The organism is Pirellulales bacterium (genome assembly GCA_019694435.1).
Taxonomy (GTDB): Bacteria; Planctomycetota; Planctomycetia; order Pirellulales; family JAEUIK01; genus JAIBBZ01.
On the sequence record JAIBBZ010000004.1, the window covers coordinates 15,503 to 39,810 of the forward strand.

Annotated in this window: 10 protein-coding genes; 9 read left to right on the forward strand and 1 reads right to left on the reverse strand. The window is 65.1% G+C overall.

Going from position 1 to position 24,308, the window contains the following annotated elements; all coding sequences use genetic code 11:
* The first annotated feature begins 31 nt into the window (after positions 1-31).
* The 4 genes from glgC to K1X74_05230 all read left to right on the forward strand — a co-directional run bounded on the left by glgC (position 32) and on the right by K1X74_05230 (position 4,195).
* Entirely contained in the window at positions 32-1,387 is a 1,356-nt protein-coding gene (gene glgC / locus K1X74_05215) for a glucose-1-phosphate adenylyltransferase (GenBank protein ID MBX7165729.1), read from the forward strand.
* A gap of 77 nt (positions 1,388-1,464) precedes the next feature.
* Positions 1,465-2,148, forward strand: coding sequence for a hypothetical protein (locus K1X74_05220; protein MBX7165730.1), 684 nt, complete (start codon positions 1,465-1,467; stop codon positions 2,146-2,148).
* 161 nt (positions 2,149-2,309) lie between these two features.
* Positions 2,310-3,146, forward strand: coding sequence for a universal stress protein (locus K1X74_05225; protein ID MBX7165731.1), 837 nt, complete (start codon positions 2,310-2,312; stop codon positions 3,144-3,146).
* Positions 3,147-3,199: 53 nt separating this feature from the next.
* Positions 3,200-4,195 carry a hypothetical protein gene (locus K1X74_05230; protein ID MBX7165732.1) on the forward strand — a complete coding sequence of 332 codons (996 nt, stop codon included), beginning with the start codon at positions 3,200-3,202 and terminating at the stop codon, positions 4,193-4,195.
* A gap of 54 nt (positions 4,196-4,249) precedes the next feature.
* On the opposite strand, the gene cls is transcribed toward K1X74_05230, so the two are convergent.
* The gene (cls, locus tag K1X74_05235; GenBank protein ID MBX7165733.1) at positions 4,250-5,689 is read right to left on the reverse strand and encodes a cardiolipin synthase; all 1,440 of its coding nucleotides are present in this window, start codon (positions 5,687-5,689) and stop codon (positions 4,250-4,252) included.
* Between the two features lie 184 nt (positions 5,690-5,873).
* Here cls and K1X74_05240 point away from each other — a divergent pair, with 184 nt between their 5' ends.
* The 5 genes from K1X74_05240 to K1X74_05260 all read left to right on the forward strand — a co-directional run bounded on the left by K1X74_05240 (position 5,874) and on the right by K1X74_05260 (position 24,224).
* Complete coding sequence (locus K1X74_05240) at positions 5,874-6,878, forward strand: phosphatidylinositol-specific phospholipase C1-like protein (protein MBX7165734.1); 1,005 nt, start codon at positions 5,874-5,876, stop codon at positions 6,876-6,878.
* A 949-nt stretch (positions 6,879-7,827) separates the two neighbouring features.
* The gene (locus tag K1X74_05245) at positions 7,828-19,053 is read left to right on the forward strand and encodes a S8 family serine peptidase (GenBank protein MBX7165735.1); all 11,226 of its coding nucleotides are present in this window, start codon (positions 7,828-7,830) and stop codon (positions 19,051-19,053) included.
* Between the two features lie 268 nt (positions 19,054-19,321).
* Positions 19,322-20,002: a PEP-CTERM sorting domain-containing protein gene (locus K1X74_05250; protein MBX7165736.1), complete on the forward strand. Its 681-nt coding sequence runs from the start codon at positions 19,322-19,324 to the stop codon at positions 20,000-20,002.
* A 351-nt stretch (positions 20,003-20,353) separates the two neighbouring features.
* Positions 20,354-21,628 (forward strand): hypothetical protein, encoded by a 1,275-nt coding sequence (locus K1X74_05255; protein ID MBX7165737.1) that lies wholly within the window; start codon positions 20,354-20,356, stop codon positions 21,626-21,628.
* A gap of 22 nt (positions 21,629-21,650) precedes the next feature.
* Positions 21,651-24,224, forward strand: coding sequence for a PQQ-dependent sugar dehydrogenase (locus K1X74_05260; GenBank protein MBX7165738.1), 2,574 nt, complete (start codon positions 21,651-21,653; stop codon positions 24,222-24,224).
* Positions 24,225-24,308: the final 84 nt, after the last annotated feature.

A 24,308-nucleotide genomic window follows, 5' to 3' on the forward strand; every position in this document is an offset into this window, starting at 1 on the left:
CTGTGTCAAGCGTCGTGCAAGGAGTTCGATCATGAGTAACGTCTTGGCCATTGTGCTCGCCGGGGGGCGCGGCAACCGCTTGGATCCGTTGACGCGCGACCGCGCCAAGCCGGCGGTTCCGTTTGGCGGCAGTTATCGGATCGTCGATTTTACGCTCTCCAACTGCATCAACAGCGGCTTGATGCGGATCCTCGTACTCACGCAGTACAAATCGGCCAGCCTCGACCGCCATCTGCGCGCCGGTTGGATGCACTATTTCCAGCGCGAATTGGGCAACTACCTGGACTTGATTCCACCGCAGCAGCGGATCAGCGACGACTGGTACCGTGGCACGGCCGATGCGATCTATCAGAATCTCTACTCGGTCGAGCGCTCGGGGGCCGAGTACGTGGTCGTATTGGCCGGCGACCATATCTACAAAATGGATTACCGGGCCATGATCGAACAGCACCGCGACAGCGGTGCCGCCGTGACCGTGGCTGCCCTGCGCGTGCCCGTTGGCCTGGCAGCTCGGCAATTTGGGGTGATGGAGGTCGACACGGCCAACCGCATCCTGGCGTTTGCCGAGAAGCCCGAGCATCCACGGCCGCTGCCCAACGACCCAGAACACTGTCTGGCATCGATGGGCATCTACGTGTTTTCGACGCCATGCTTGCTCGAGGAGCTGATGGCGAACGCCAACGCGCAGGACGGCGGCGCGGATTTCGGTCATCACGTGCTGCCTCGCATCGTCGACCGGAAAGGCGCCGTGGCACACGAATTCCAGGGAGTCGCTTCCGACGGCCGCTATTGGCGCGACGTGGGAACGATTGCCGCGTACTACCAGGCGAGCATGGAACTGCTCAATTCGCCGCCGCCGCTCGACTTGTTTGACGAGCATTGGCCGATCCGCTCCGGCCCATCGAATCTGCCGGCGCCGCGCATCTTGTTGGCAACGGCGCGGGGACCGCGGGTGAATGCTCCCCGCCCCAACATCATTGCCGGAGGAACCGTCATCGAAGATGCCGTCGTCGATGGCTCGATTATCGGGCGCGGATGTTACATCGCGAAAGGCGCCGTCGTTCGCAACAGCGTGTTGTTCGACGGCGTCACGGTGGGTGCGAACGCCCTGGTCGAACGCGCCATTCTCGACAAAGACGTCGAGGTTGCCGCCGCAACCTTGCTCACAGCGCAGCAAACCGCTCCCCAGTTTCCCGGGGTAACCGTGACGGAAAACATGATCCTGTGTGTGCCACAGGGCATGGCGATCGACGCCCATCGCAATGTCCTCGCCAAGCCGGCTCGGTACGGCCGCTCCCAGCGGGACGATCGCGGGGCGCGGCGCATTGACTGTGCGGACGATCTTGCCGGCCCGAACGAATCCGCGCCGTCGTCGGTGCAGGGCTGAAGGTGTGGCCTGGGCCGTGGCCCCGCGCCGGGTTGGTGATGCAGGCGACCGTCTCGCCTGGCCGCGAGGATGACTGGATGGCAAAGCACGTGCGAACCCCACAACAGATCGCCGGACTGCCCGACGTGACCATCGAACTCGATGGCCAGGTCCACACGCTCTCGTTCGAGCAGGCCTTCGCCTTGGCACACCGCCTGTGGCGGCGGGGCCGGGCACGCGAGGCCACCGAGCTTCACGAAGCGCTCTGGCGCCGCCGGCCCGATTGCCGCGACCAGTCCGTGCTCTTGGCGCGCGGTCTCGCCCGATTGCAGCAGTTCGACCGCTGCCGCGAGCTGTTGCACTCCACATTCGGCGAACACGACGACACCGTGGCCGCGCTGTTGTACGACGCGTTCGTGATGCGGGCCCTGGGCGATCGGCGTGAAGCGATTCGCGACCTCGATGTCGTCGTGCAAGAGCACGACAACCTGCCGGCGGCCTGCTTGATCTTGGGCGATCTGTGGGAAAGCGTCGGAAACCGCAGCCGGGCTGCTGCCAACTGGCGCCTGGCCGCGCAGCGGGCTGGCGAAAGAGGCCCTGTCGCTTACAGCGCTCATTGCCAGATTGCCGAACTCAGGCGGAACAAGCAGTTGCCGTCCGACGTGGCATCGAGCGGCGATCCGGAGTCGTCGGCTACGGATGCCTCGGCTCTGCTGGGTGAATGGGGCAGATATGCGCAGGCCAGCCCGCAAATGCACGGTTCGTTGCGCGTGCTGAGTTGACGCACACACGGCGTGAGATTGTCTGCCGTGCGGGGTGCAGATGCCGGTTGCGGCACAGGCAGACCCCTGCGACCTGGGCAACGTGCACTTGAGCGCTGCTCCGCCACTTGCACAATGAATGTCCAGTGATCGTGGACTCTTGAACTGGACAGGGCGCAAACATGCCACGCTCCTTATTGCTCGCCGTCGACAGCGAGGAACCAGACCATGCAGCAGCGCAGCTCGCTCTGGATTGGGCCCGGGAGCACGACGCGCTGCTGGCGATGATCGGCGTCGTCGATCTGGCCCAAGTGAGCCCGCCCGAGCCGGTTCCGCTTGGCGGCGGGTTCGCGAAACAAGTGCTCGACCAGGTACGGAGCGCCGCAGCCACGGCTGCCTTGGAAGGCGTGCTGCAGCAATTGGCCGATCGTTGCGCCGCGGCGCGAGTACGTCACCTGATTCTCGAACGCCACGGCGATACGGCCGAAGAGTTGGCCACGCAAGCGCAGCGGTTCGATCTGATCGTCATGCCGCGTCGCGCCAGTCACAGATTCGAGCCCGCGCGATGCGGCTTGGCGGGCGCCTTGTGGGAACTGTTGCATTTCCCGCCGCGGCCGGTCATCGCCGTACCGGCTCCGGTACCGCCAGGGCAGGGCGTGATGATCGCCTTCGATGGCAGCTTGCAGGCCGCGCGCGCCTTGCAGGCCTATCAACAGAGCGGTTTGCTCGCTGGCCAGCCCTTGCACATCCTGACGCTGGACGACGATCCGGCTCGCGGCGCGCTCGTCGCCGAACGGGCCAGGGATTTTCTGCATCAGCATGATCTGTCTGTGCAGGTCCACGTCGAAAGTGCGGAAGGTTCACCGGGAACACGGCTGGTCTCTCGAGCGGTCGAGTGGAACGTGGGTCTGATCGTCATGGGAGCCTACGGGCAGTCGCGCTGGCGCGAATGGTTCCTGGGTTCCGCAACGCGCACTGTGCTCGCGACTTCTCCGCTGCCGTTGTTCCTGGTTCATTGAGCGGAGCACCGCGCGTCGCATCGGTTCCCGGGTACTTGGGCGGGCGAGGTCCCATGCTGTTAATTCTGCTGAAATTCGCGTTGGCCGCGGCTGTGATCGTCGTGGCGGGGTCGTTCCTCACGCGCTATGCCGATGCGCTCGCCGTGCACACACGGCTGGGGCAGGCACTGGCCGGCGCGGTGCTGTTGGCGACGGCCACCAGCCTGCCGGAGTTGACCGTGGACTGCAGCCTGGCGCGGCAAGGCACCGTCGATATCGCCGTGGGCGACCTGCTGGGCAGCAGCTTGTTCAATCTGCTGATTCTGGCCGGCATCGATCTCGTCCAGCGGTCGCCGCGCCGCATGCTCTCGCGCATGGCCGCCGCGCACGCGCTGTCGGCCACGATGAGCGTCATGTTGACGGCCATCTGTCTGATCGCACTGCTCACGCACACCGACCGGACGTTCCTGGGAGTCGGTCCCGGGCCGATCGCGCTGGCCCTGGTCTATGTGTTAGGGCTACGGTTGGTCCACTTCGATCAGCAGTTTGCCGCGGCCGCCGCCGCAGAGGCGGAGCCGAACGATCATCCGGATTTGCCGTCGCTCGGTCAGTCGATCCTCGGGTTTGGCGTCGCCGCCGTCGTGATCCTGCTTACCGGACCTCGCATGGCGACGTATGCCGACCAGGTCGCGACGGCCACGGGGCTGGGCGGTACCTTCGTGGGAACCACGCTCGTGGCATGTTCGACGTCGCTGCCTGAATTGGTGACCACCTGGGCCGCCGTGAGGATGCGGGCCTTCGATCTGGCGATCGGCAATATTTTCGGCAGTAATTCCTTCAACATGATCATCTTTCTGCCGGTCGATGCCTGTTATTCGGGCTCCCTGTTTGCCGCGGCGTCGCCGACGCATGCGCTCTCGGCCGGCTGCGTCATCATCGTGACCTCGGTCTACACGCTTGGCATGCTGTATCGCGCCGAACGTCGCTATTGGCTGCTCGAGCCGGACGCGCTGCTGGTGATCTTGTTGATCTTCTCTGCCCTGGGTCTGATCCGCGCCATGGGCGGATGATCGCTCCGGTGGTCCGCTCCACGGCCGCGAACGTCTCGCCCGCGCCGTTCGCGATTAGAGCACGGGCCCCATCATTCCGATGGCGTTATTGAGCAGCACCCGCGGCAGCGACCAGGCGGCGACCTGTGCGAGCGTCACTGGCTGCGAACGCGCCAGGTAGGCCGCCTGCCGGTTCCGTACGTCGGCCGTGAGCTGCGGGTCGCAAAGCAAGATGTTGTTCTCGTAGTTCAACTCGAAGCTGCGTCGATCCATGTTCGCCGAGCCGATGAGCGTGACCTGGCCGTCGAGCGTCAGCGATTTTGTGTGCAGCAGGCCGTCGGGATACTCAAAGATCTGCACTCCGGCCCCCAGCAGCTCGGCATAGTAGCTGCGGCTCGCGGCCGCCACGATCCACGAATCGTTGCGCAGGGGAACGATCAACGTGGTCGCCACGCCGCGCCGCGCGCTGGCGCACAGCGCCGCGAGCATGGCCTCGTCCGGAACGAAGTACGGCGTGGTAATCGTCAATTCCTGCCGCGCGGCGTACATCAACGTCTCGAACACCTCGGGCATGGCCGAGTAGCGGATCGTCGGACCGGTGCCGATCACTTGCGCCGCGAATCCAGCTGGCGCCGGTGCCAGCGGTTCGCGCAACAGATCGGTCAGGTCTTCGTCGACGTGGTCCATCCAGTCGGCGACAAACAGCGCCTGGTTCTGCCGCGCGATCGGACCCTCGAACCGGATGACCGCGTCGACCCACGGCGCGTATTTGGCTTTGACGCGAAACTCCGGGTCGGCGCAGTTCTGGCTGCCGCAATAGGTGATGCCATTGTCGATCACGACGATCTTGCGGTGATTGCGCAAATCGATCCGCCCGCGCAGCGGTTTCAACAGCGGATTGCCGATCGGGAGTGCAGCGGCCAGCTTGACGCCGGCCCCGCGCATCATGCGCCACGGCTCGCCCGCGATCAGCGTGCGCGAGCCCAAGGCGTCGGCCAGTGCCCGGCACGTCACACCCCGCGCGGCGGCGCGGCAGAGGGCCTCGACGACCTTGAGCCCGTTGCGGTCGGCCAGCCAGATATAGAAGCAGAGATGCACGTGCCGGCGCGCGGCGTCGATGTCGGCCACGAGCCGATCGATCATGGCGTTCGAATCGGGCGTGAGCTCGCCGCGATTGCCGCCGCACGGCTCAAAGCCGTTCACCGTGCGGCCCATCCGGAACAGCGGCTCGTACCGCTCGGGAAGCTGCACGGCCGGTATGGTTCCGTCGGCACCGAGCGCCGCGGAGGGGGAGGGGATCCGCGCCAGCACTTGTCGCGATCGCGCCACGCGGCGCCGGCCGATATTGGTTTCGCCCAGCAGGAGATAGGCCAAGATGCCGGCGACCGGCAGGACCATGATGGTGACCACCCAGGCGATGCGCGAGGCCGGCTCGCGATGTGGACGCTGGATCGCGCGCGCCACGAATCCCAGGTGGATCAGGAAGTAAGCCACGGCCCAAAGCGACGCCCACATCACTCGTTGCACAATCCTGCAGGCGGGATGACAAGTTTCACGGCCACGCGAGCCCTTCCTAGCTTGGCCGCGCGAAGCCCGGGCGACAAGGATTGTTTTGGCGTCGCCCGTCGAGCATTATCACAGGCACGAACTCGACGCCGCCCGCGCGGCGCCATCGGGCCTCTTACCGACGAGGACGACTGTGCTAAGAATCGGCCATCTGGCCGGCGCCGTCTGGGCGCTCGCGGCCGCAACGCTCTGGGCGCAAACGCCGACGCTGGATGATTTGCGACTCAACCAGATTCAAGTCGTCGCCACTCACAACAGTTACCACCTGCGCCCGCCCGTGGCGATGTTGCGGGCCGCGATGGCGCTGCGCAAAGATGCTAAAGAATGGGACTACTCGCGCGAAACGCTCGACCAGCAACTCGACCGCGGCATTCGCAGCTTCGAGCTTGACCTGCACGTTTCCGATCGCGGCTGGCAGGTGCTCCACGTGCCGACCTTTGATCCCGGCACGACGACGCCGATGTTGGCCGACGCCTTGCGGGTGATCTGTGCCTGGTCCGAAAAGCATCCCCGCCACATTCCCATCTCGCTGTTGCTCGAATTGAAAGAGGAAGGCTATCAGGTCAGCCGTAGCTTTCGGCGGCCGCAATTGGCCGACCTGGAGCAACTCGACGCGGTGCTCCGAGAAGGACTCGGCCCGGCGCGCATGCTCGTGCCCGACGACGTGCGCGGTCAGCACGCCACGCTCCGGGAAGCCGTGCTCCAAGGCGGCTGGCCCACGATCGCCGAGGCGCGCGGCAGGGTACTCGTCATCCTGCATGAAGGCGGCCTTCACCGCGCCGCCTATTTGCAGGGGCACGAAGCCTTGGAAGGCCGGGCGATGTTCGTCGAATCGGACCTGGATCAGCCGCATGCGGCCGTGTTGATTCGCAACGACCCGACCGACCGAGAGATCGACGCCTTGGCGCGCAAGGGGTTCTTGATTCGTACCCGGGTCGATACCCAAGGCAGCCGGCAAGCCGAGCGCCGCCAGCAGGCCCTGGCCAGTGGCGCTCACATCCTGACGACCGACTATCCCCGTGGAGAAATTGCCGCGGATCAGGCCTTTGCCCTGCCCGACGGCGCGGTGGCACGCGTGAATCCGATCACCGGTCCGGAGCAACTGCGCGGAATGGCCCTCAGCGAGCCGGGCCCGTGAGCGCCGGTTCTCAACGGCTCCGATCGAGCTGAGTCAGCGTTGGCCGCACACGCCGGCGGCGCGAACGGCTTGGGCACATCGCCAAGTGCAAACTGCGCGTCATGTACGAGCGCCTCGGAGCCGCGCGGCAGCAACTCCGGCGGCGGCATCCTGTTTCTTACGGCTTCGTTCGACGACGTCTGCGGACAGCGACTCCCGGGGTTCCAGGGAAACTTGGCGTCGTCGGCGTGTTTCGCGAACAGCCTGTCGGTTCTTTAGAGCAAGCACCATGCATCAAGCGACGTGCAAACGCCGAACGCAGGCGAGTCGGGCCGGCAACCGGTAACGCTGCGCGATCGCACAATTCGCTGCTCTGCGCGCCGTTGTCGCCGCGGCTAGATCAGAACAGGGCTCGGTGTTTCAAGGTTGAAAGCGCGCACCCGGCCTGGGCCAGATATCGAGTCATCGCGGCAGGGAATTAGCTTGACATGCGGCAGGTAGCCGATATGGTGAACCGCGCTTGTCAGCAGGGTAGGCAGAATGCGGGCCGTGGGCAGTCGTGTTTGGCCAGTTGTATGCGACCAGCGCTCTCGCAGGGCGCTGGTCTCAATGCCGAGGCTTCGGCGGCTATCTCACCGCTCAGAATCGTGTTGCTGTAGCAACTGAGTTTTCTCGTCTGTCGGAACAGAGTCGAGAACTCTGGGTGTCGAGCGCGATCGAGGGCATTCTTTTTCGGCCTGGAGTCGGGCCGAGCGAGTATTTCGAGGCAGGGAGGGGCATTCGCAGGTTCTCGCCGGCGCCGCGGGCCTCCACGCACCGCTTCATGCCGGATCGTCGTGCGCTCTTGCAAGGGGGGCGCTGCGCGATGGGTCGCCCGTGAGTTGACGGCGACGCCTTGTTCCCAGCTTTCTTGGTTCGACAGAGAAGGAACACCGCAAAGCACTCTGCGTCTTCGAGGAGGAGAATCGCCATGGTCGCCACCCTTGGCTGGAAGCATCGTTCTCTGGGTCTCGGATCATCCCAGCGCCGGCGCAAGGCGGTCAGGCCGCTGAAATTCGCTGGCGAATCCCTCGAACAGCGTCAGCTCTTGTCGGCTTCTTCGTCGACACCGGAGTTGAGCGCGATCTTGAAGCTGGCGGCCACGCGGCCGTTTGTGTCCGACGAAGTGGTCGTGGCGATCCGCACGCCGGCCACGGGAGTCAACGGCGACGCGCTGACCAGCGACTCGATCAGTTTGGCTGACGACCCATTGAATCAACTCCGCCTCGATGGCGCGCTCGACACCAGCGGTGCCGAATTGCTGCTGGCCGATCGCAGCCCGCTCGGGGAGCACCTGATGCTGTACACGATTCCCTTGCGCAACGGCACGACCGTGGCCGAGGGCCTGGCGCGGTTGGCCGAGCTGCCCGACGTGGCCTGGGCAGCGCCCAACTTCATCTACAGCGGCGATCCTCGCGATTTGATTCCCAACGATCCGTTGTTCGGCAGCCAGTACCATCACTCGCTGATGCAGAACACGCTGGCCTGGGACATCACCCAAGGTTCGGCATCGATCATTGTGGCCGTCACCGACGACGGCGTGGCCATTTCTCACGCCGATCTTAACGCGAATATCTGGACCAATCCCGGCGAGATTCCCGGTAACGGCCTGGATGACGACGGCAATTCGTACGTCGACGACGTTCACGGCTGGGATTTCAGCAGCAACGACAACGATCCGAATCCCGTGGGCAGCGACGATCACGGCACGCACGTCGCGGGCATCATCGCGGCCGACACCGACAACGGCCTCGGCGTGGCCGGCACGGCCGGCGACGTCACCCTGCTGCCGGTGCGCTTCTATGGTTCCGGCGCTTGGACCTCGAGCGTGATTGCCGCGTCGTACGCCTATGCCATCGACAACGGTGCCCGGATCATCAGCACCAGTTACAACGTCGATGGCTTCGTCGGCGATCCGACTTTCGAGGCGGCACTCGACTACCTCTACGACCATGGCGGCCTGCATTTCAACTCCTCGGGCAACAACAGCCAGGACAACGCGCCGCGCACCGTCTATGACCAATCGCTGTACGTCAACAGCACGACGTCGTCCGATACGCTGAGCAGCTTCAGCAATTACGGCACCCGGACCGATATCTCCTCGCCCGGCTCGGACATCCTGTCGACAGTCTTGGGCGACGGCTATGGCTACAAGAGCGGCACCAGCATGGCGACGCCCAATGCCGCCGCGGTCGCTGCGCTCATCTGGTCGCAAAACCCCGGCTGGAACCGGGACCAGGTCGCGGCCCAATTGCTCGGCACGGCCGACGATATCGACCCTCTCAACCCCGGCTTCGTCGGCAAGCTGGGCACCGGCCGCGTGAACTCCTATCGCGGCGTGAGCGAAACGCTTGCCGCGCCCCGGCTGCGCGGCCTGCGCGAGGTCGCCGATGGCGGCGTGATCTTCGATCCGCTCGGCGCGCTCACCGTCGATCTGTTCAACCTCCTCGATGCCGCGTCGGTCAACGACCCGGCCAATTGGACGCTGACCGGCGACGGCCCGGACGACGCGTTCGGCACGGCAGACGATTTGGAAGTGCCGTTGACGCTGGCGACCAATTACCAGATCGGCACCAACAGCCTGTTGTTCGGCGTCGGCGCCATGCCGTACGACCACTACGAGTTCCGCGCGCACAGCGGCGGCCTCGTCGATCCGTTCGGCACGCCGCTCGACGGCGCTCCCGGTTTGGCGCCCGGCGATGATTTCGTCGTCTCGTTCGATCTCGTTCCCGAGCCGATCGAATGGCAGCGCAGCGCCCCGGGCGGCAGCCTGGGCTTCGAGTTCCGCGATGCGCCGGCGCTGAGCAGCGCCGAACTGTCCCTGCCGGCCTACATTTTGGCGGGTCAGCAACTGACCATCAGCGCCGTACCCGACGATCCTGGCGCCACCGTGACCATCACGGTGCGCAACTCGGGGGGTGACCTGGCCGTGGTCAGCAGCCCCGCTGCGGGAATCGCGGCTTTGCTCGAAGGGTTCATCGTCCCGGCCGACGATTCCTACGAGATCGTGCTGACGAGCGACGTGCCGACCGGTACGGCCTTGCTGGCGACGTTGAACCTGGCGCAGGAGTCCGAATCGCTCGGTCTGGCCAGCAACGATGTGTTGGGCACGGCCCAATCGCTCGACGTCTTCAACTATGCCTTGGGCAGCCACGGCGCCAGCCGCCTGGCGGTGACCGGTACGACCGATTTCGCCGCCGTGGGCGACTATTACCAGTTTCAAGTCGCGACTGGGCAAGTTATCGCCTTGTCGCTGGCCGGGGGCGGCGATGCGGCGGCGCTCGCGTTGTTCGACAGTGCCGGCGTGTTGCGGGCCACGAACGCGACGGCCAGCGGCAACCTTGCCGCACAGATTTCTGAATTCTTCGCTACGAGCGGCGGCGTCTACTATGCCCGCGTGCAAGGCGATCTGGGCGGCGGCGACGGCTACACGCTCGTGGTGACGCTCGACAGCGGGTTCGATCGCGAACCGAACAACGCATTGCTCGAAGCCAACAGCGTGGGAATTGCTCAGGCGGCCTTGGGGGCCGTTCTGGGCGGCTCGCCGCTGCCGGCCGAAGTCGAGCCCAATGACGACGGCCTGGTTGGTTTTTCGCTGAATGATCTGCCGCTCGCCAACGACCTTTCCGGAAGCTTTCTACCGCTGGGCGGCGGCCAGTATCGCGCCATCGTGACCGGCGTCATCTCGACGGGCAACGACGTCGACTGGGACTTCTTCAAGATCGTCGCCTCGCCCGGCGACACGCTGGCCGTCAATCTCGACGGCGTCAGTCTGGCCGATCCGTACCTGCTGCTCTTCGACCACTTCGGCAATTTGCTGGCCGCGAACGACGATTACAACGGCCTCAATTCGTTCTTCCAGTATTCCGGCTTCGCCTATGTGGGCGATTACTACATCGTTGCCGACTCGTACAGCAGCAACACCGGCTCTTACACGCTCACGGCGAACCTGACCACGCCGGCGCTGCTTGGCACCGGCGGATTCGACAGCTATTCCTTCGCCGTGAACGCCGGCGACGAGCTCGAATTGACGACCCTGACTCCCCGCGTCGGGGCGTTTCCTGCGGATAACAATCTCGACCCGGTGATCGAGCTGTACGATCCGAGCGGCGCGCTCGTGGCCACGAGCACCAATGGCTTTGACGGCCGCAACGACTTGCTCCTCTACAACGCCTTGGCCACCGGACGCTATACGGCGCGCGTGCTGGCGGTCTCCGGCCGGGGCGAGTATTTCCTCGACGTGGCCGGCGCCACGGGCAATGGCGACGCGCCGTTTGTCGTTGCGGGACTGCCGCCGGCGGGGACGACGACAAACGCGTTTCCCGGGCTATTCCGCCTGGAGTTCAACGAAGCCCTCGACATCGCGAGCATCGACCCGAGCGACTTTACGCTCGTCGGCCCGGTCGGATCGGTCCACCCCGACAGCGTCAGCGCCAGCGGTGCGGTTCTCGACCTGAACTTTGTCGGCGGCGACACCGGCGACGGTGAGTACACGATCGTCGTCGAGGCCGGCGTGGTCGAGGATTTGCAGCAGGCCGGCAACTTGCCGTACGCGGCCAGCTTCACCGTCGACCGCCTGGCCCCGGTGATCACCGCCAGCAACATCCTGCAGAACGAGATCGTCCCGGCGGGCGTGTTGGACTCGATCGTGCTCCAATTCAGCGAATCGCTCGACGGCATGCAGCTCGATGCCAGCGACGTTTCTCTGGTCGAGGTCGGATTGGGCCTCGGCGCGATCACCCCGACGAGCTTCGAGTACAACGACCTCACGCATCAGGTGACGGTCCAGTACCCGCCGCTGGCCGAAGGCTCGTACCGGTTCACCGTGTTCTCCGGCTTCGGGCAGTTCGCCGATCTGGCGGGCAATCTGCTCGACGGCGAGCGGAACGTGGCGACGACTGTGCCGTCGGGCAATGGCACGCCGGGCGGCAATTTCGTTCTCGAGTTTGCCGCCGATGTGACGGTGGCGCCGTATCCCACGCCGCTGGAGGCCAAGGAACCCTTGGGTTCGCTGATCTACGATCCTACGGCCAAGGGGGCGATCGACTACAGCGGCGATGTTGACAGCTATACGATCGATCTCGACGCCAATCAGACGATCTCGGTGGTCGCCGTGCCTCGGCCGGTCGCCGACCTGGACTTGCAAAGCTCGTTTACGATCGACTCCAGCCGCTCGACGCTGCTGATTTCCGGCGACTTGAGTGGACTCCCCTTCGAGGAGCAGTCCCCGGGCAGCCAAGTGGGTACGCTGGCTGGCGAACTGAACGTGCAAATCGTCGGCGGCCTGATGTCGTTGCTCGGCGGAAACGTCGACTTCGTCGATCAAGCGGGACCGTTCCTGCCCGGCAACGCGCCGGGCGATTTTGCGGTCCTGGTCGATCTGGGCGTGGGCGACCTGTTCGCACGGGCAGTTTCGCGCGGCCTCGCCGGCACCATCGACCCCATGGCCTTCACGCTCAATCCCGACGGGACGTTCGATCCAGCGGGCTTTGCTTTGACGGCCACAGCGGGCCAGTTCGAGTACGAGCTGCCCCCGTTGGCCAGCGGCTCGGAACTGCTCGCAGGGCTGTCGCTCGTGGTGCAGCCCGGGGGAGTCGGTTCAGTCGCCATCGTCGGCGATCACCAGGAATTGACCGTTCCGTTCGAGGCCCTGGTCACGGACGACGTGTTCGGTCTGACGCTCACGCTCCACGTCGTGGGACAGATCGTCGCCACGGCGCCGCTGCCGCCTGCGCCCTTGGACCTGCAAGTGACGCTGCGCGATCCGTCGAACAACGTCGTCGCCACGGCCGATACGCACGGGCCCAACCTTGCGGAATGGATTCAGGCGGCCGGCCCGACCACGGCCGGGCAATACACCATCGACGTCAGCTCGTCCGACGGGTCGACGGGCGTTTACGAACTGCGCGTCGTGCTCAACGCGGGCATCGAAACCGAGACGTACGGCGGCGCGACCAACGACACGGCCGCGACGGCCCAGTCGCTCCAAGGCACGTTCCTCAACCTCGGCGAAGGGATCACGCGCGGCGCCGTGTTGGGCCAGCTCGAAGCGTCCCAGTATTCGCAGTCGCACACGCAGACGAACAACGCCTATTATCCCAACACGCTGTTGTTCTCGTTCACCGATGCGACCCCACCGGTCGGGGACGCGCTGCTGCACATCGATGCCATCGCCGATCTCGACGCGACCAGCGAGTATTTCTCGCTCTATGCCGAGGGCTACTTCCTCGGCAACGTGTTCGTCGACGATGGGCAGCAATTGGCCCTCGTTTCGACCACGGTCGCGATTCCCCAGAGTGTGCTGGCGCAATTAGCTGCCGATGGAGTCGTGAACATCGAGCTCACCCCGACGATCAACGTCGATTTCCTGGGAGACACCTCGGTCACGTTGACGCTCGACTACAACGCCGATGGCGGCGGACAATACGACTACTACAAGGTCAACGTGAGCGCCGGCACGAGCCTCTCGATTGCGGCCACGTCGCTCGACGGCAAGGACCTTGATTTCGACCTGATGCTGGGCAATTTCGTGCTCGCCAGTGGTGCCCACCTGGCCTCCAATGTCAGCGCGGCCATCGACAACTTCGTGCCGCCGTTCACGACCACACTCACGATCCGCGTCGACGGCGAACGGAACCAGGACTACTCCTTGGTGGTGGTGCGCAACGGCGCCTTGAGCCTCGAGAACAACGACGATCCCAGCCTGGCCCAGGACATCACCGGCCAACACGGCGTGCTCGGCCACGTCAGCCAACCGGGCGGGCCGATCTTCGACGGCGCAGACCGCCCGCTGGGCGGCGCGATCGTCGATACCGGCCTGGTGCTGCCGGACATCGCGGCGGTTCCGCGCTCGACGCGGCAGCTCGCCGACCATCCCGAGGACCTGCTCGGCTCGGTCGCCAGCGCCGGCACGACCCAGCAGCTCGTGGCCGCCGACTCGCCGCTCGACGACGGACCGATCCCGCTGCTCACGCACTTCGCTGGCCCGACCGACGGGCGATTCGTGCCGCCCGACTCGACGATGGCCGCCGGTCCCGAGCAGGTCGTGGCGATCGTCAATACGCGGATCGGCATCTACGACAAGGTCTCCGGAGCCGAACTGTTCAGCCAGGACTTCTCCGGTCCGTCAGGCTTCTTCGGGTCGGTCGGGGCGACGACCAGCGTGTTCGATCCGTGGATCGTCTTCGATCCCGACTCGAAGCGCTTTTTCGCGGTGGGGATCGACATCGCTTCGAGCAATGAGAGCAATGTCTTCCTCGCCGTGTCGAAAGACTCCACGCCAACCGGCGGTGACGACTGGTGGAAGTACAAGCTGAACTTCACCGACTTCACGGCCGCCTTGGGCAGCGGCGCTCACTTCCCCGACTACGAGAAACTTTCGGTCGACGGGGACGCCGTCTGGATTTCGGGCAACTACTTCCCGATCTCCTCGGGCAGCGGCGTGTACGCCGGGATCACGGCGCTGGACAAAGCGTCCTTGCTCTCCGGGGGGCCGGCCACGATCGTGTACGACGAAAAGTTCAGCGGCTTCTCGGTCTTTCCGGTGCAGCACTACGGCGACGCGGGAGCCCAGTATTTCGTCGAGTCGACCAACGGCAGCGGCAGCACGCTGCGGATCCACGCGATTACGAACGTGCTGACCAGTCCCACGCGCGTGGCCACCACGCTGGCGGTCCCGTCGTATGGCTTCCCGGTCGACGTACCCCAATTCGGCAGCAGCAGCCTGGCCGACTCGGTCGACTCGCGGATCATGACGGGCGTGTGGCGCGACGGCTCGCTCTGGGTGGCGCATTCGATCACCGAGCCCACCGTCGGCGACGGCGAAAATGTGGTTCGCTGGTACCAGATCGAGACCAATGGCTTCGGCGGCGGCGGCCTGCCCGCGCTCGTGCAGGCCGGTAACGTCGATCCAGGGCCGGGCGAACATGCCTGGATGCCCGCCATCACCGTCGACGGCCGAGGCAACATGGGCCTGGCGTTTGCCTTGGGCGGCCCGACGCAGTACTTCAGCGCCGCCTACACCGGGCGTCTGGCCTCGGATCCGGCGGGCACGACCGTGCTGCCGGTCAGTCTGCTGCGCGAAGGCGTGGGCAATTACTCGTCGTTCCGCTGGGGCGATTACACCGGCATCTCGATCGATCCGAGCGACGACGCCACGATCTGGATCTTCAACGAGTACGCCGCGCTCGGCGGCCAATGGGCCACCGAGATCGGCGCGTTCCAGCTGCAGTCGCCCGAAGACAACGACTGGTACGACCTGCAGGTCAACGCGGGCGATGAGCTCTCGCTGGAAACGTCGATCCCGGCCGACGGCCTGGGCGAATTCGTCAATCTGCTCGATCCGCGGATCGAGCTGTACGATCCAAACGGCGAACTCGTCGCTTCGGATGACGACTCGGGCGCTGGCGTCAACGCGCTGTTGACCCATACGGCCTTGCTGACGGGCAATTACAAGATTCGCGTGTTGGCGGCCGCAGGTACCGAGGGCGAATACGTGCTGTACACGCGCGGCAGCACGGCCGACGACCCGGCGGTCGAAGTGATCGACGTCGATCCGGACAACGGCCAGACGCTGACGGCCTTCCCGGCCACCGTCACGCTCGACTTTTCGGAGCAGGTGCTCGATTTCTCTGTCGACCCGGGCGACGTGTTCATCGGTGGCCTGCCGGCGACCGGCGTGCACAAGATCGACGGCGACACGTTCGAATTCACGGTCAATCCCGAGGCCTACCTGGGCGACGGCGTCTACGAAGTGGTCGTCATCGGCGGTGGCATCCTCGATCTGCAATACAGCGGCATCCAGCCGTTCAATTCGACGTTCATCGTGGACACGGCCGGGCCGCGGATCGTCGCCACGCGCTTCAATGGCAACACGCTCGATGCCCACCGCGTCATCGACTCGGGTCCCCTGGTGTTCGAGGCCCAGTTCAACGAACTCCTGGCGACCGCCACCAGCGCCAGGCGCGGGCTGTTCGCGCCGGGCGCCGACGACGTGCACCTGGTCAACGTCGACACGCTGCAGGCCTACCCGGTGCTCTCCGTGGCCTTCGATCCGGGCACCCTGGTGTTCCGCGCCACGTTTGGCGATCTGCCCGAGGGTAGCTACGAATTGGTGCTCCACTCGGGCGATTCGGGCTTCGAGGATCTGGTCGGCAACGATCTGGACGGCGAGCCGCTGGGCCCGAATTTCGACGGCACCACCACGGGCGACGGCGTGCCGGGCGGCGACTATCACCTGGCGTTCATGGTCGATCTGGCCGAGGGCCAGTTGGCTCCCTTCCGGCGAATCGATCCGCTGGGCGGTCTGGCGCTGGCGAGCCTGGGCACGGACGACTACTCGTCGGAACTGACGCAGTCGAACAACGTCTTTTCGCCCAACACGTTGCAGTTCGATTTCCTGCAAGCGGTGGCCCCGGCCGGCGATGCGGTGCTGACTCTCGACGCGTTCGCGGACCTCGATTTGCCCGAAGAGTACCTCAGCGTTTCGGCCGAAGGCGTGCCGCTCGGCAACGTCTTCGTGAACGATGGCCAGCAACTGGTGCTCGTCACCAGCCAACTGGTCATTCCGCAGGGGCTGCTGTCCACGCTCGCTGCCGACGGGGTGATCCACATCACGGTCACGCCCTCCGTCTCGGTCAACGATCTGGGGGGCAGTTCGCTCGCGCTGCACCTCGATTATGACGGCGGCGCCGCGACGACCGGCGTCATCAGCTATCCCGGCGACGCGGACGACTTCGCCTTCACCGCCGAGGGCGGCGAATCGATCACGGCCCGGGTGTCGCCGAACGACCCCAGCGCGCTCCTCACGGTCGAAGTAGTCGGGATCTCGGCCGTCTTCGGGGCTGCTGCTCCCGGCGCGCCGGTCATCCTGCCGCTCACGGTCCTGCCGGCCGACGGAACCTATCAGTTGCGCGTGACCGGCGACGTGCCCGGCGCCAACTACGTCGTCGAGGCGTATCGCAATACGCAAGTCGAATACACCGACACGTCCGACGAGGAGTCGCTGGCAATCGACGACTCGCTGTTCACGCTCGGGTCGAGCCGTTGGTCGGCACTCGGACATGCGGAGTCGACTGACTCGCCGAGCGTCGACAGCTTCACGCTCGATCTGACCGGCCAGACCGGCCGTTCGATCGACGTGGTGCTCGATGGGGCCTATGCGGCCGATTTCTCCGGCGGCGACACGATCGTCGAGTTGCTGGGCGTCGATGGCGTAACCGTCCTGGCCACGGCTTCGAGCGCTCCTGGCCCGTTCTCGCCCACCAACTATGACCAGGCCATCCTCGGCTTCCACGTGCCCGCCGGTGGGGTCTACACGCTCCGGGTCACCAGCTCGACGCCGGGCGACTACACGCTCACGGTGCTCGAGTCGCTCGTCTTCGACACGGAGACGAACAACGACCCGCTCGGCAATCCGCTGCGCAGTCTCCAAGGCGTCGATGGCGCGCTCGGCTGGCTCGATGCCCGGCCCGTGCCGCTGCTCGGCGATTTCGACTTTGTGATCGATTCGACACGCACCTTCCTGACCATCACGGGCACGGTCGCTGGCGAGGTCTCGATCGTCGAGCAATCGGCCGGCAGCCTGGTCGGCCATGCCGAGGGTACGGTTCACCTGACATTGAGCCCGGGCTCGATCCGGTTGCCCGGTGGCTCGAACATCGACTTCCTGCTGAAGCCGGGCAACTTCCGGCCGGGCAACGCTCCGGCGGACCTGGCCGGGAAGGCCGAGATTCTGCCCGGCACGTTTGCCTACGCGGCATTCCGTAACCTGGCTACCGACACCTTCGGGTCAGAGGTGGCGTTGAATCCCGACGGCACGTTCGACGTGTCGAACCTGTTTGCCAACGTGCTGTCCGGAGTTCTCGACTACCAATTGCTCATCTTTTCCGGCTCCTCTTCGCTGAGCGGTTCCACCTCGGGCACCAATCAAGCGACCGATCCGGGCATGCTGACCTCGACGCCGCTGGGCACGGAGATCCTGGTACCGATCGCGGCCGGATTCTCGCTGATCGAGCCCAACACGGGCTTCGAGGTGATCATCAATCTGATCGGGCAGGTGGTTGCCGTCGGGCCCAGCACCGAAGGACTCGATCCAAGCGACGCTTACGAATTTGATCTGGCCGAAGGCCAATCGGTGACGTTGTGGACGGAAACGCCGCTCGACGGTTCGGGCCTCGAGCACACGCTCGATCCGACGTTGCGGATTCTGGCCCCCAATGGCGACGAGTTGCTGTTCGACGACAACGGCGCCGGCGATGGGAAGAATGCGCAACTCAGCTTTACAGCCACGAGCGGTGGCACCTACCGCGTCGTGGTCGGCTCGCACGGAGGCCGCGGCGAGTACTTGCTGCGCAGCGAAATCGACGAGCCACCCCAGGTCGTAGGGGTCGAGGTTGCGTCGACGAACTGGTATTCGAACTTTTACGATTACCTGGTCGACAAGGGATTCGGTGCCGCGGGATATGCCGTGCCGGACGGGCCCGATCAGCTCGATCCGCTGCCCTGGTCGAATATCGATCAGGTCAAGATCACCTTCAGCGAAGACGTTGTCGGGCTCGATGCAGACGACCTCCGGGTTTACGCCGGTACGGGGCCGGAGCCCGTCGTCACCGACTTCAGCTACGATGCGACTACGCACACGGGAATTTGGACGTTCCAGGATCCGTTGCAGCCGGGTAAATTCCTGGTCCATCTCGCCGACTCCCTGCACGATGACGCGAACCAGGCGCTCGACGGCGATTGGACGAACCCGCTGGGTGGCACGAGCGATGCGTTTCCCTCGGGCGACGGCACCGCGGGCGGTGCTTTCGACTTCCGGCTGAACGTCCTGCCCGGCGACGTGAATCAGAACGAGGTGATCAATGTGGCCGACATGAGCAGTGTCTCCGGCCGGTTGAACACCTATGCGGGCATGGATAAGTATTCGCCCCGGGCCGACATCAACGGCGACGGCAAGATTAACATTGCCGACCTGATGAGCGTCGTGAACCGCGTACGCACGGCGCTGCCTCCGGCGGAACCCACCCCGCCGCCCGAGTTGGCAGCAGCGCTCGACGTGGCGGGCAGCCTGGACGTTGACAGCCCGGTCGCATCGGCCGCCGCGGCCCAAGCTGCCAGCGATCGCGCCTTTGCAAACGACCTGTGGGACGAACTGTAAATCGCGGCGTCCCAGTCGGCGCGCTGCCGTCGGCAAGAGCTGCGAAATATGGCCGGAAAAGTGCGAGCAAAAACTTGATTTGGCGATTCGATCGGGTATAAGTACGAGGCCAATTGGGGCCGTATTCGGGGCCACTCGATTTGACTGGCCGGGATATCCGGTAGAAAGGCAGGAGCGAAGCTACTGAGAACACTGATGTTTCTGCATTGCTGTGCCCATCGCGGCAACGTTTGTTTCAGCTGCATTAACTTCATCGGGGGTTCTCAGAATGTCTCGCTTTCCTGCGGTTCGCGTTTGCTTTGCCTGTTCACTGATCTTGGTCGTTACAGGCAGTCTGCCTGAGCGCGTTGCGGCCGATCAGCTCGCCTTGTCCGGCGTCGATCTGGTTTGGGATACGCTGGCCCCGTCGCCCACCTTCAAGGTGAGTGTCAAGAACAATACTGATAGCGATCCGGTGGCCGATTATCTCAGCGGCTTCCAGCTCTTTCTCAAGATCCAGCCCACGCCGACGGCGGTCGGTACGCTGGAATTCGACAACCCGAGCGCGCCGAGCGATTACCTGCTCGACGGCAACAGCCTGGGCCTGTCGAACACGATTGGTCCGCCGGACGAAATGTTCTCGTTCGACGTGACCTTGCCGCCCAGTTTGGGCGGCAGCGGACCGATTCCCGTGCCGACCACGCTGGCGGGCCTAGTGCAATTCGAATTCATCAAGTCGGCGAATGCGCTGGGCACCTTCCAGATCGTGGCGGCCAACGGCCAGCAAGGTTCGCTGTGGACGGGAAACGAAAGTCTCGATCCTGCTTCGCGACACTTTGCCAATTTGCCGTTTTCGAGTGAGCTCGTGTTGGGCACCGTAACGATCGTCCCGGAACCGGCAACGATCGTACTCGCCTTGACCGGTTTCGCGGCGATTGGACTCATGGCTCGACGCCGCGCACCGCGCTAGGTACCGCCGGGGGGCTTGGTGTGTTCGAGCCCTGAGTGCCAGTCGGCAGGTCGGCTTTAAGTTCACTGCCGTGTTCGTTCGTGCCCGCGGCCGCCGGAGCGAACGAACGCGGCTGCGCCCGACGGGATCGGCAGCATTCTGCACGCGATTGTCGTAGCGAGCGTGTCGCAACTCCGCGCCGCGGCTGGTCGAGCGAATGCCCCCGGCACGCGCCGCCGCGTGCTCCTGGTCGGTGCCGGTGCATGATCCGGCCGACCGTGAACACGCTTTCACATTGGGCGCCTCCGCTGCTGGTCCGTGCTAGAATCGCCCCCGCATTTTGAGGCGATTCTCTCCTGGCAGGGTGCAACCTTGAATCGACGCGATTTTCTGCGAGTCGGCGGCGCGGCCGTGGGTGCGGCAGCCTGGCAGTCCTTGAGCCCCTCTTCGGCGCCCGCCGCGGAGTCGCGCAAGAAGCTCGCCATCGTGACCACCGAATGGCGTTACCACTCGCATGCCTGGCACATGGGCGAGCGGTTTCTCGTGGGCTATCCGCGGCAAGGTCACTGGCACCAGCCGCCGTTCGACGTGGTGGCAGCCTACGTCGATCAGTTCCCCGAGAATGATCTGGCGCGCGCCCGCGCCCAGGAATTCGGCTTTACGATCTACCCGACCGTGGCCGAAGCGGTCCGCGCCGGTGGCCGATCGATCGGCGTCGACGCCGTATTGATCATCGGCGAGCACGGCAACTATCCGAAGAACGAGTTCGAGCAAACGCCCTATCCGCGCTACGAGTTTTTCAAGCAAGTGGCCGACGTCTGCCGTGCCGAGCAGCGGCCGTTGCCGGTGTTCAACGACAAGCACCTGTCGTGGAAGTGGGCCTATGCCAAGGAGATGGTCGACACCGCCGCCGAGCTGCGGATGCCCTTCTTGGCCGGCTCGTCGCTGCCGGTCACGTGGCGCATGCCGTCGATCGACTTGCCTTTCGGCGCCGAGGTCGAAGAGGTGATGTGCCTGGCCATGGGGGGCATCGACAGTTACGACTTTCACGCCCTGGAGGTGATCCAGTGCATGGCCGAGCGGCGCCGCGGCGGCGAATCGGGCGTGGTGGCGATGCACGCCTTGCGCGGGCCGGCCGTTTGGGCCGCCATGGAACGTGCCTCTTGGGCCGATGGCGGTTGGGACCCACGGCTGTTCGACGCCTGCATTGCCCGCAGCCAGACCTTGGCCCAGCCGGACACGTTCAGCCACCGTCGGCCGACGCCCGAGCAGATGCGCCAGTTCGTCGCCGATCCGGTGGCCTATCGCTTTGAGTACGCGGACGGTCTCAAGGCGACCATGTTTCTCATGAACGGCCTGGTCAACGATTTCACGTTTGCCGCGCGGCTGGCCGGCCAGGACGAGCCGCTCTCGACCTTGTTCTACCTGCCGCCGAATCCCAACGTGACGTATTCGGCCGCCTTGATGTCGAAGGCCGAAGAGTTGTTTCTCACCGGCAAGCCGGCCTACCCGATCGAACGCACTCTCTTGACCACGGGCCTGGTCGAGGCCGCATGCCATTCGCTCAAGCGCGGCGCGCGGATCGAAACGCCCTACCTGGCAGTCAAGTACCAGGCCCCGCGCGAATCGACGTTCTGGCAAACCTAGGCGGTCAGCGGGAGGCGCGGGCGTGAGATGGTTGCTGATATCCGCCGTGCTGTGGTCCGCCTGCGCGCATGGCGCGCACGTCGCGGCCGAAGAGTCCCGGTCCGTTTGGGAAAACACGCGACTGCGCGGCACGCCCGAGCCGCCTGCGCCCTACACGGTCGAACGAGCATTCTCGCGCGTCACCTGGCCAGCGCCGTTGTACGTAGCCCCCGTACCGGCGAGCAACGAGCTGCTAGTGATCTTGCAAGGCGGCGAGGCTGAACGTCCGGCGCGGATCGTGTCGCTCGAAAACCGGGACGAAGCGGAAAAGTTCGAGACGCTGCTCGAAGTGCCCGGCCGGATCGTCTACGCCTTGGCCTTCGACGCGCGCTTTGCCGAGAACGGGGCGTTGTACGTCTTCAGCAACGGACCCACGGGCCAGTCCCAGCGCGTCGACCGCGTGAGTCGCTACACCGTCCGGCGCGAAGCGCGGCTCGCGCTCGATTCTGCGACCGAGCAAGTGATCCTCGAATGGGATTCGGCCGGACACGACGGTGGCGACCTGGCTTTTGACGCCGACGGGATGCTGCTGATTGCCGCAGGCGACGGGTCGTCCGATTCCGACACGCTCGAGACGGGCCAGAACCTGACCGACCTGTTAGGCACTATTCTGCGCATTGATGTTGCCCACCCCGATGGCGAGCGGCCCTATCGAGTTCCGCCGGACAACCCGTTCGTGAATGTTCCAGGCGCGCGCGGTGAGATTTGGGCGTACGGCCTCCGCAATCCCTGGCGGATCGACTGCGATCGCGCGACCGGCGAGCTCTGGGTCGGCAACAACGGGCAGGACCTTTGGGAGACTGCGCATCTGGTGCGTCGTGGCGACAATCTGGGCTGGAGCGTGTACGAAGGCAACCACCCGTTCTATCTGCACCGCATCCCCGGGCCCACACCGGTGGTGCCGACGACGATTGAGCACTCGCACGCCGATTTTCGCTCGCTCACCGGGGGCGTCGTGTATCACGGCGATCGATTCCCCGAGTTGGAGGGCGCTTATGTCTACGGCGACTATTCGACCGGTAAGATTTGGGCGGCCCGCCACCGCGACGGTCAGATCACCTGGTCGCAGGAGCTGGCCGACACCACCTTGCAGATCACCGCCTTTCGCGTCGATCAGCGAGGTGATCTGCTCGTGGTCGATCACGGCGGCGGCATCTTTCGCCTGGCGCGCAACATGGCGCCCGACGCGCCGATCGAGTTTCCGCAAACGCTGAGCGAGACGGGCTTGTTTGCCGCGGTTGCCGAGCACCGGCCCGCGCCGGGGCTCGTGCCCTACACAGTCAATGCGCCCGGCTGGGCCGATGGCGCCGACGCTGAACGGTTTCTCGCGCTGCCGGCCGAGGTCCGCATCGACTTCAAACCCACGGGAGGTTGGGGGTTCGACGAGGGTGCCGTGCTCGTGCAGACCCTCGCACGCGAGGGGCGCCGGCTCGAAACTCGCCTGCTCGTGAAGCACCAAGGCGAATGGGCCGGCTACAGCTACCGCTGGAACGAGGCTCAAACCGAGGCCGAGCTGGTCCCCAAGTCGGGCGCCGACACCGACGCTTGGCACTTTCCGAGTCGTGCCGAGTGCCTTGCGTGTCACTCGCGGGCCGCGAACTTCGTGCTCGGGCTCAGCGAAGCGCAGGCGAACGTCGTCGAGCCCGACGGGACCTCGCAGTTGAGTCGCTTTGAGCAGCTCGGCCTGTTTCGCGAGCCGCTTGCCCGGCCGCCTGGCGAGTCGCCGCACCTGGTCGATCCGCGCGATTCGGTCGCGCCATCCGGCGATCGGGCCCGATCTTATTTGCACGCCAACTGCTCGATGTGTCACGTGGCCGCGGGCGGCGGCAATGCACGTATGGAGTTGGGTTTTGGCACTGCAGTTGCTGAGATGCATTTGATCGAGGCCCGACCGCAGCACGACACCTTCGGACTGGTCAACGCGATGCTCGTGGCTCCCGGCCAGCCCGAGCAATCGGTGCTGTTGCATCGTCTGTCGCGGCGCGGCCCGGGCCAAATGCCGCCGCTGGTCAGCCGGCGCGTCGACGAGCAAGCCGTGGAGCTGTTCCGCGCGTGGATTGCCGAGCTGCCGCCCACGCGCCCGTTTGTCCGCGCCTGGACTTTGGCAGAATCCCAAGCGGCCCTGGCCGCAGAGATCGATCAAACGACGCACGAAAGCGGGGCCCGGCTGTTTCGAGAGATCGGCTGCGCCGAATGCCATCGGCGCGGCGCCGAGGGGCGCGGCATGGGGCCCGATCTGACCGACGTTGGTCGACGGTTGAACGCCGACAAGCTCCTCGAATCATTGGTCGAACCGTCGGCGACGATTGCCGAAGGTTACGCCGCGGTCATTCTCGAACTCGACGACGGCCGCACCGTGACGGGCAAGATCGCCAGCGAAGACGAGCGGCGACTGGTGTTGCGTACGGGTCCAACCTACGGCGAGCAGGTCGTCATCGAGCGATCGACGATCGTGACACGTGGCATTTCGCCTGTATCGAACATGCCGACGGGCCTGTTGAACACCCTGACCCTGGACGAAATCGCCCAGTTGATCGCCTACTTGCGCACCCCGTGACGGAAGGTAGAGTTTTGCTTGGCAGGCAGCCGTCCGGCAGGGTACGATTTTCCGTGTTGGCCCGCCGGTTTCCGCGCCACCGTT